We start from the raw sequence: 8,508 nt of genomic DNA on the forward strand, positions 1-8,508 counted from the left end.
AACCCGCGTACTTCAACAGCTCTCCTTCCTCCGGCCCCAAGACCTTCAGCACCTTTGCCCCGGACGCCTCATCAGCCATCAACGCGGAGCCCGTCACCTCAAGGCCTACCGCCGCAACGCTCGCTCCCGCAGGCAGCGTCGCCGTCAGGACCGGCAGAGGCTTTGCCTCGTCGATGAAGCCGTCGGAGCTCACGGTCCTCTCCGCGACCTCCCAGCCCACGTCCGCGTTCAGCTTCACCTGCCCCGTCTTTCGATCGACGATCAGGTCGCCCCTCTCCAGCCCGGAGTCCGCAAGCATCTTTGCCGCCAGGGACAACGATTCTGACGGACCACTCCCCAGGACGAGCTTGGGCTTCACCGCGGCAATCTTCCCGTCCGTCCCCTTCGGCAGCTGCGGGGCGACGCCCTGCACCGGAACCTTCGGGACGCTGGGGTGCTTGATATCCGGACTTACCGGCGGCTTGACGTCCGGGCTCACGTCAGGACTTGTCGGCGCCGGCAGGGCGGCAACCTTCGCCAGCACCAGGGAGGCGGCTACCCTGCGCTCCGCCGGGATCAGGTCGATCCGGCCTCCGTCCCGGACGTACACCACCAGGCCGTATTTCTTATCCGGGACGAACGGCTCATCTCCGGGCATCACCGTACCATCCTCGTGCTGCACCGCAAAGTGCCCGTCCAGGTAATCCCTCGGGGTCTCCGCGTAACGGAAAATCTCCCCCGTCCCCTTGGGACGCGCCTCGAACAGCGTGACGTCCTTCGGCGCAGTGGCGCGGAAGCGCTTGCCCTCAACCAGGAAACCCACCGCCGCCAGCGTGCGCGCCTTCGACACCTCCAGCGCGATCAGCGGGAAGGGCGAGGCCCCACTCAACTTGATCCCCTCCGCCTTCCCCAGCTCCTCCATGACCGTCTCCAGCCGGGACCGGCTCGGGTACAGCAGGCCGTCGCCACCAAGGCGGAAGTCTTCAGGGGCCGCGCCTATTTCTGATAACAGCTCCACAGCCGAACCGGACCTCACTCCAAAGGGACGCTTCCCCTCCGCCCCGCCCGGAAGTATCGCCCCGATCGGGACGAACCCCGGCACGTTCGGCTCTGCGCCCAGCGCCTCACCCCACACCGTGACCGTTGCGGACAGGCCGCCAGCCGACCGGACCATGACAACGTAAGAAGCGCCGTCCTTATACTGCTTCTTCAACGTCACCGTGGCCGCACCGCCCCCGTGGTCCTCCAGGAGGAGGTCGTCAACGGCCCCCTGACCCTCGGCCTTCGCCACGGTCCAGGTCAACACCTCGGGCTTCGCGTCAGAGGGGACGATCGTCGCCGTCAACGCAACGCTCTCGCCCTCCTTCAACGCTCGGCCGGGTCCGCCCAGGGCGATCCCCGCCGCCGGCGGAAGGGCGTTCACCACCTTCAACACCGCGCCGGGCGTCAACGCCACGTCGTCGCTGGCCACCGGGACGCCCAGCACGCCCGTCACCGCAAGGGACACGCGGTGCAGTCCCTCGGAGGCGGCCTTCACCTCGATCTCCGGCCCATCGGTCCCGGAGAGGACCGTCAGGCCGGGTGCAGCGGTCCACCTGTACTTCAAGCCCGAAAGGTCCCCCGTGGAGGGGTAGGGACGGGCACGAATCTTCCGCGTCTCCCCGACGAGCATCGTGCGCACGTCGGCCGCGTCCAGCACCACCGAGGCCACGGGAAGCTGCGCCGGGTCCGTGATTTTCCCCGGCGCTCCTGGCGAGGTCCCCCACCCCTCGCTGGGCTGGGTCTCCTTCACCTTCAGCCAGTAGCAGTCGATCCAACCGTAGCCGTAAGCCCCAACGATCCCCCCGGTATAGGCCGGCTGGGCCTTCACGGAGTCGCAGACCGAAACGCAATACCTGAATATCTCCGGCATGGGGCTGAATCCTCCGACAACGCCCCCTGCGTCCATCTCGCTCTCTACCTCGGAACAGAGCGCGGTACAGTTCTCCAGCGCCCCCTTGTTCCAATAGGAAAACCCTAGGATGCCGCCGGCATAGGGAAAACCACCGGCTTCGACAGCCTTGGCCGTACCGAAGGTGACGCAGTTACGGATCATGCCGCCACCGTTAAGAGAGGCGATCCCACCAACATAAGAGTTGGCGGGGCTGGAACCTCGAAGGTTAAAGGACGTCGTACAGTTGAGGACGTTTCCATCCGTCCAGCTCGTGATTCCCGCCGCGCCGTTGGATTTCCTGTTGGTGATGGAGCCCATGACCGTCACATCTCTCACCGTGCCCGTCGGTGCGACATGACCGAAGAAGGAACCGGAGTGACTGAGAGCCCCTGTGGCCGGGCTGCGTGGAAGATAGGCGCCCGTCGAAATAGTCACGCCCTTGACGGCATGGCCTCCACCGTCAAAGGTTCCCGCAAACCCGGCCAGGTCCCCGTAGGCGCACATCCAGCCGATAGGAGACCACTCCCTTCCCGCCATGGTAATGTCCCGCGTCAGGAGGACGTACTTGTCCTTGAAATCGTTGCCGTCTGAGACCAGTTTGGCCAACCCGGCCAGGTGCTCCGCCGTCTCGATGAGATAGGGGTCGGCTTCCGTCCCGGCATGTTGTTGATCGAACCAGGACGTGTCGGCCACGTCGGACCACAACTCCGCACTCAGCGCCGCAGGCTGTAAGCCCAGCAGCACCACACCAAGAGCTACGACACCGGCAATGCCATGCAGCCATCTGCGCATGGGTTCACGCTCCTTTCAAAACTATTGTTGCCTCCCCCAAACGCGCCTCTTCATTTTTGCCTCCCCTGAAAGGGGACGGCCAGACTGCCAGCGATTCCCCGAAGGGGAAAGCTGTGCAGCGTGCTTCGCAAACCTTCGGTCCGGCTGGTTTCTTCATCAGGTGTCGCCGAAGGCGGCGGAGGGGTTACCCCCTCCGCCGCAGCACAGCGGGAATGGCCGCAGCGAGCAACAGCAGCCAGCCAAGGCCAGCGTTACACCCGCCACCGCCGCCGTCCTTGCCGTCAGGGCCCGGCTGAGGCCCCGGGGCTGAATCGCCCTTCAACGACAGCAACGCCAGCGGGTCTACCACCCTGCCGTTCGCCTCGCCGTCCAGGTCGTACTTCCCTCCGTCCCCGATGAACACCGTCAGAACGTACCGGCTGCGGGACTGCAATTCATCGACGACCCGGCCGCTCCCGTCCAGCACCGTGAACCGCCCGTCGCCGAACTCCTCCGGCTTGCCCGACCACTTCAGCAGCGCTCCCGTGTCCGGCCCCATCGCCTTCAGCAGCTCCACCTCGGACGCCTTCTTCGCCATCAGCTCCCTGCCCGTCAGCTCCAAACCCACGGCCGCAACGTTCGCTCCCTGCGGCAGGGTGGCCGACAGCACTGGCAGCGTCCGAACCCGCTTCACCATGGAACCGGCCGGCAGCACCTTCCTGGCCACCTCACGCGCAACCCGGCTCTGGAGCCTCACGACACCCGTATCCGGGTCGAAGACCAGGTCCTTCGCCTTCAGCCCGCTGTCCGACAACGCCGCTGCAGCGTTCTTTAACGCCGCTGCCTCACTGCCGCCGAAGAACGCGGGCTTCGACGCTCCCACGCCCGCGGGCACACCGTCCGGCAACTTCGGGGCGATTCCCGTTTCCGGCTCGCCGGGTACGTCAGGCTCGACGTCCGGACTCAGCGGCGGCTTGACGTCGGGGCTTAGTGGCGGTTTTACGTCCGGGCTCACGTCAGGACTTGTCGGCGCGGGGGAAGTGTATTTGACCGTGACGATCACGTCGTCCGACAGGCCGGACCCGTCCATCGCCTCGGCCAGCACCCGATACTTCGCGCCCGAGACCGGGCGCACCAACGTCACCGCCGCCCCCAGCCCGTCGGCGGTGGGCACCAGCTCGATGTCGTCGGCTTCTGCAGAGGCCCCCTCGACCACCTTGAAGCTCCAATCGCACTGCGGGAAGGAGGCGACCTCCGCCGCCGGCCTGGTGGCCGCATGGATCTCCGCCTTCTGGCCCTTTTGGCTCAACTCAATACCTTTAGGGCTCAGGCTCAGGGACTCCAGGCGAACGCGCCGGACCGTGACGGAGGACGTCGGATTGTAGGTCGTCCCACCCAGAAGCCCGTTGCAGGACAACTTGAGGCTGGCCATTCCCTCTTTGATCCCCTTGACGAGCGCCGTCTCCGCATTGGGGGCCCCGATGCCCAGGACGTCCTTATCGACGGTCGTCCAACTGAAGCCGACCGTGCCCTTGTTGGCAGCCGCCTGGGGATAGACCTCCGCCTTGACGGGCGTATCCCTGTTCTCGGTCAAATCCAGCAGGGGGACCACGGCGATCGAAGTGGCCGGCAGGCCGGACTCCGAAGCCACGACATCGGTGCTCACCGGCTCGGCACCGCTCCCCACGGCCCGCTCCGCACCCAGGCCCGACACCCAGCGGCACTCCTTCACCGCACCGGCGTTGTTCCCGGCGATGGCGCCCGAGACCGCGTTCGGCCCGGTCTCAATTTTGCACGCCGCGGAGCTGTTCTCGATCGTCCCGGTCGCCTTCCCCGCCACGCCGCCGACGGTCCCCCCCCCCGAAAGGCTGCCGCGGGCAAAGCAGTTGTAGGAGTTGACGTCTCCCCAGAAAATACCATAAATGCCGCCGAGGGCGATCTGGGGGCTGCTCCCCACGGCAAGGCTTCCGTCGAAAACACAGTTCAGGATCGTGGTGCTCCCAACTCCCGCTCCCGCTCCCCCTGCGATACCTCCTATCGACGATTCATTTTTCACCCAACAGTCCTCGGAGACCGTCCACTCCGCCAGGCAATTCTCAATATTTTTGTTGAAGGACCTTCCCACCACTCCTCCCATATCGAGGCTATAAAACCTGTTTTTTTTCAAAGAGACGGAAAATCGGCTGTGGCAATCCTTTATGGAGATTCTACCATCTGCAACGATGCCACCCAAGACAAGTGCGCGGGGGTTATCCGGGTCCAGCGGCGTTGTGTCGAAAAAAAGCTCCCCCTCAAAGACGCAGTTTCGAACCGTTCCGCCGCAGAGGGCGACTATTCCGCCCATCTCCGTGGGACAATCCTTCCCCCTCACCGCCATCCGCGCCCGCACCCGGCAGTCCGAGAGCTCCCCCGTCCCCTTGTTGGAGGGGCCATAGCTGCCAATGAGGCCGCCTAACGTCACGATGGAGCCTTCTCCTACTTTCTCTATCTCTACACTGACGGAGCCCGTGAAGGAACAGTTCTTGATCGTCCCACAGGCTTCTCTGGCCAGGACGCCAACTATTTCTTGCCCGTTACGATTGAAGACGAGGGAGACGTCGCCGGACAGGTTCACGTTGAGGACCGTCCCCACGTTGTTTCCCACGTTCAAAAAACCGATGGTGCCGAACAGGGGAGATTTTATACGGATCAGGTGCCCCTGCCCGTCGAAGGTCCCAAGGAACGCCCCGATAGGCGTCCAGTCCCTCTCAACGAGGTTGAGGTCCGCGTCCAGCCGCACCGTCTTATCCTGGAAGGTGTTGCCGCCGTTCGCCAGCTTCGCCAGCCCCGCGAGCTGCCGCTCCGTAGAGATCGTGAACTCGGACTTGTCCTCGTTGTACCAGCTCACGTCCGCGCTGGCGATCCAGCCCATGTCCGGACTGACCGGCCCCGGAACGTCCGGACTAGTCGGCCCCGGAACGTCCGGACTAGTCGGCCCCGGAACGTCCGGGCTAGTCGGCCCCGGAACGTCCGGGCTGACTGGATCCGACAGAAGCCCCCGGACCGTGACGGCAGTGGACGGAGTCAGAGGCCCTCCTCCCGGAAGACCGCCGCAGGACAGTTTGAGATCGGTCGTCCCCTTCTCCAGAGCCTTGATCTCCGTCACCTCCGCATGGGGAGATACGATGTTCAGCACAGCCTCGTCGGCCGTCCAACTGTAGGAGAGCGCGCTCTTGTTCGACGTCTTGGGATAGACCTCCGCAGCGACGGTTTCGGTCCCGCCCTCGAGCATCCCGAGGAACGGCGTCAGCACAACCGAGGTGGCGGGCAGAGCGGACTCCGAGGCTACGGCAGCGGAACCTTCAGGCTCCTCCCCGCTTCCCACGGCATTATCCGGTCCCAGTCCCGACACCCAGCCGCACCCGGACACCGTCCTCTGGTTGTCCCCGACGAGGGCTCCAGCCGTCGCTCCTGCGCCGGGCAGGACCTCGCACGCCGCGGAGCAGTCCTTGATCTCTCCTGCGTTCACCCCGGCCACCCCGCCGATCGTCTTCCCGCCGGAAAGCCGTCCACGGGCAAAACAATTGCTGACAGATGCTGCATTGCTATCTCCAAGTATCCCTCCGATACTGCCGTAGTCTCCCACGGCAAGGTCTCCGCTGAAGACGCAGTTTTTGACGCTCTCAGTCGTTTGGGACGCGATACCTCCAACGAACAGGTCCTCCCCACCGGGCGCCCATTTTGCCCGACAGGTCCACTCGGCCAGACAGTTCTCCAGAGAGCGTCCATAGCCCGCGATACCTCCGATCCCCCCCCCCTTCCTCTCCCCGGAGAAGGAAACGGAAAACCGCGCTCGGCAATCCTGGAGGACGTCAGCTTCACCGACAATGCCCCCAAGGCTAAAATCAAAGTCAGGGCCGTTTCCCCCGCAGTGGAACTCTCCCTCGAAGGAACAGTTTCGTATCAAGCTCGTGGCATAACCGACAACGCCCCCCATTGTCACATTCCCAACGTTTTCAGCCACAAGCCGCGCCCGAACCCGACAGCCGGATACTTCTTCTTCGTTCTCCTCTCCATGATAGGTGCCGACAAGGCCACCCAAGTAGACTTCCCCCTCCCATGAGGACCCAACGACAAGAGACCCCGTGAAGGAGCAGTTGCGAATCGTCCCCCAAGAATCTTCGGCGAGCGCTCCACATCCCCCCCCCTCCCTGGATCTAATATCTCCGGACAGGTTCACGCCGCAGATCGTGCCTGAGTTGGCTCCGTCGCTGCCTACGCAGCCGAAAAGGGGGGCCTCCAGTTGGATAAGGGCCCCCCTTCCGTCAAGGGAACCCAAAAACGGCTTCTCTTCTGTCCCGATAGGAATCCACTCTTTTCCCTCAAGGTTCAGGTCTCCACTCAGAACGATCGTCTTGTTCTCGAAGCCGTTGCCCTCGTCCACCAGCTTTGTCAGCCCGGCCAACTGTGCCTCCGTGGAGATGACGAACCAGCTCTGGCCTTCCTTGTACCAGCTCACGTCGGCCTCGTCCAACCAACTCGCCGCATTCGCGGCTGATGCGAGGAAGATGAGGAGCGCCAGGGAAAAGGCGGCGCAGAGGGCCCTTGCTTTCATCGTTCGCATTACTTGTCACCTTCTTTACTTTATTTGCCTCCCCTTACCAGGGAGCCACTAAAACTGCAGAAATGAAAGGAGGGCGGAAATCCGCCCTCCTCCTTTCCGTACCTTTTCCTAGAGGAAGAGAGCGATAACGCCATGTTTCCTCAAGTGTTATCCCCTCCGCCGCAGCGCAACGGGAATAACCGCCAGGAGCAACAGCCAGCCAAAGCCCGCGTCGCATCCGCTGCCGCCGTCCTTCTCATCCTTTGCGGCCATGGCCTGCACCGGCTCCTCCATCGCCGCCTGGGCGACAGAGACGCCCCGAAGCGACGGCACGGCGGCAAAGGAGGAGATGTCCCCACCCAAGGACGTGCCGCCGGGCCCGAAGACCGTCGCCGTCGAATTGGCCTTCACGGGCATCGTATAGCGATAGAGTTTTTTGCCCGCAGCAACGTAGAGGTATTTGCCGTCGACGATCATCCCCACGCGCCAACCGTCGCCCGTGTCCAGGGACTTGATCTTGTTACCCGGTCCCAGGCTTCCAATGGACGAGGCTTTCGTCTTGTAGAGCCGAACTTGTCCGCCACCTCCCCCCAAACGGTTCCAGGTTGTGGCCTGGATGTAGGCATCTTTCCCATTGATCACGACGGCGGTGAAGTGATGGTTCCAGGTGGCGTCGCGCGCGCGCATCTGCCGGCCGGTGACGAGGGTGCTGTGGCTCAGATTCTCCAGATTCTCCAGATTCACCCTCTCCACCTGAGACTCGGGATTGTAGCTCGTGTCGGTGGGCTGGGAACCGCCCCAGGAGGTGAGGTAGAGCGTGGCGCCGTTCTGACAGTACGCGCCGTGCGTGCCGCCGTCGGTGTTCTTCCCCGACAGGTTAACGGGATAGCCCGCAACACTCAGGTTCGTGCTGTTGAGTTTGATCAGCTTATTGGGGGCGTAGGTGAAGGGATAGCTCCCCCTCGTCTCCGTCAGGATGGCGTAAAGGTAATTGTTGTAGGCCACCAGGCCTTCTCCATGCCCCTGTCCTGTGGATGGGTTGTAACTGAAGCTCGCTGTGCCGCTGGCATAGCTGTTGTTCATGTCGAACCGCCTCACCTGGGCGACGTCCGACGGCTGGCCCCCGTAGGGATTGTTCCCGTAGGAGATGCCGTAGAGGAACCCGTTCAGGGAGACCATCTTGCGGATGTTGCTCAGAGACGTGTTCCCTATCGGGGCAGTAGAGTTCCAAGAAATTGACGTG

The 8,508-nt window shown here is 63.6% G+C and carries 3 protein-coding genes; all 3 read right to left on the bottom strand.

All coding sequences use genetic code 11. The features are described from left to right. Positions 1-2,704, bottom strand: a 2,704-nt coding sequence (locus Q0629_RS04330; RefSeq protein WP_298779372.1) for a hypothetical protein, incomplete at its 3' end; no start/stop codon positions are given. Between the two features lie 184 nt (positions 2,705-2,888). Continuing rightward, the gene (locus Q0629_RS04335; RefSeq protein ID WP_298779375.1) at positions 2,889-7,286 is read right to left on the bottom strand and encodes a Synerg-CTERM sorting domain-containing protein; all 4,398 of its coding nucleotides are present in this window, start codon (positions 7,284-7,286) and stop codon (positions 2,889-2,891) included. 147 nt (positions 7,287-7,433) lie between these two features. Continuing rightward, the coding region (locus Q0629_RS04340; RefSeq protein ID WP_298779377.1) for a Synerg-CTERM sorting domain-containing protein at positions 7,434-8,508 on the bottom strand (1,075 nt) is incomplete at its 5' end.

Origin of the sequence: uncultured Fretibacterium sp. (genome assembly GCF_938030725.1) — a bacterium.
GTDB lineage: Bacteria > Synergistota > Synergistia > Synergistales > Aminobacteriaceae > Fretibacterium.

Bases quoted from the DNA above. Each gene is read 5' to 3' on its own strand.
- Q0629_RS04335 (WP_298779375.1), bottom strand. From the start codon at position 7,286: ATGCGAACGATGAAAGCAAGGGCCCTCTGCGCCGCCTTTTCCCTGGCG.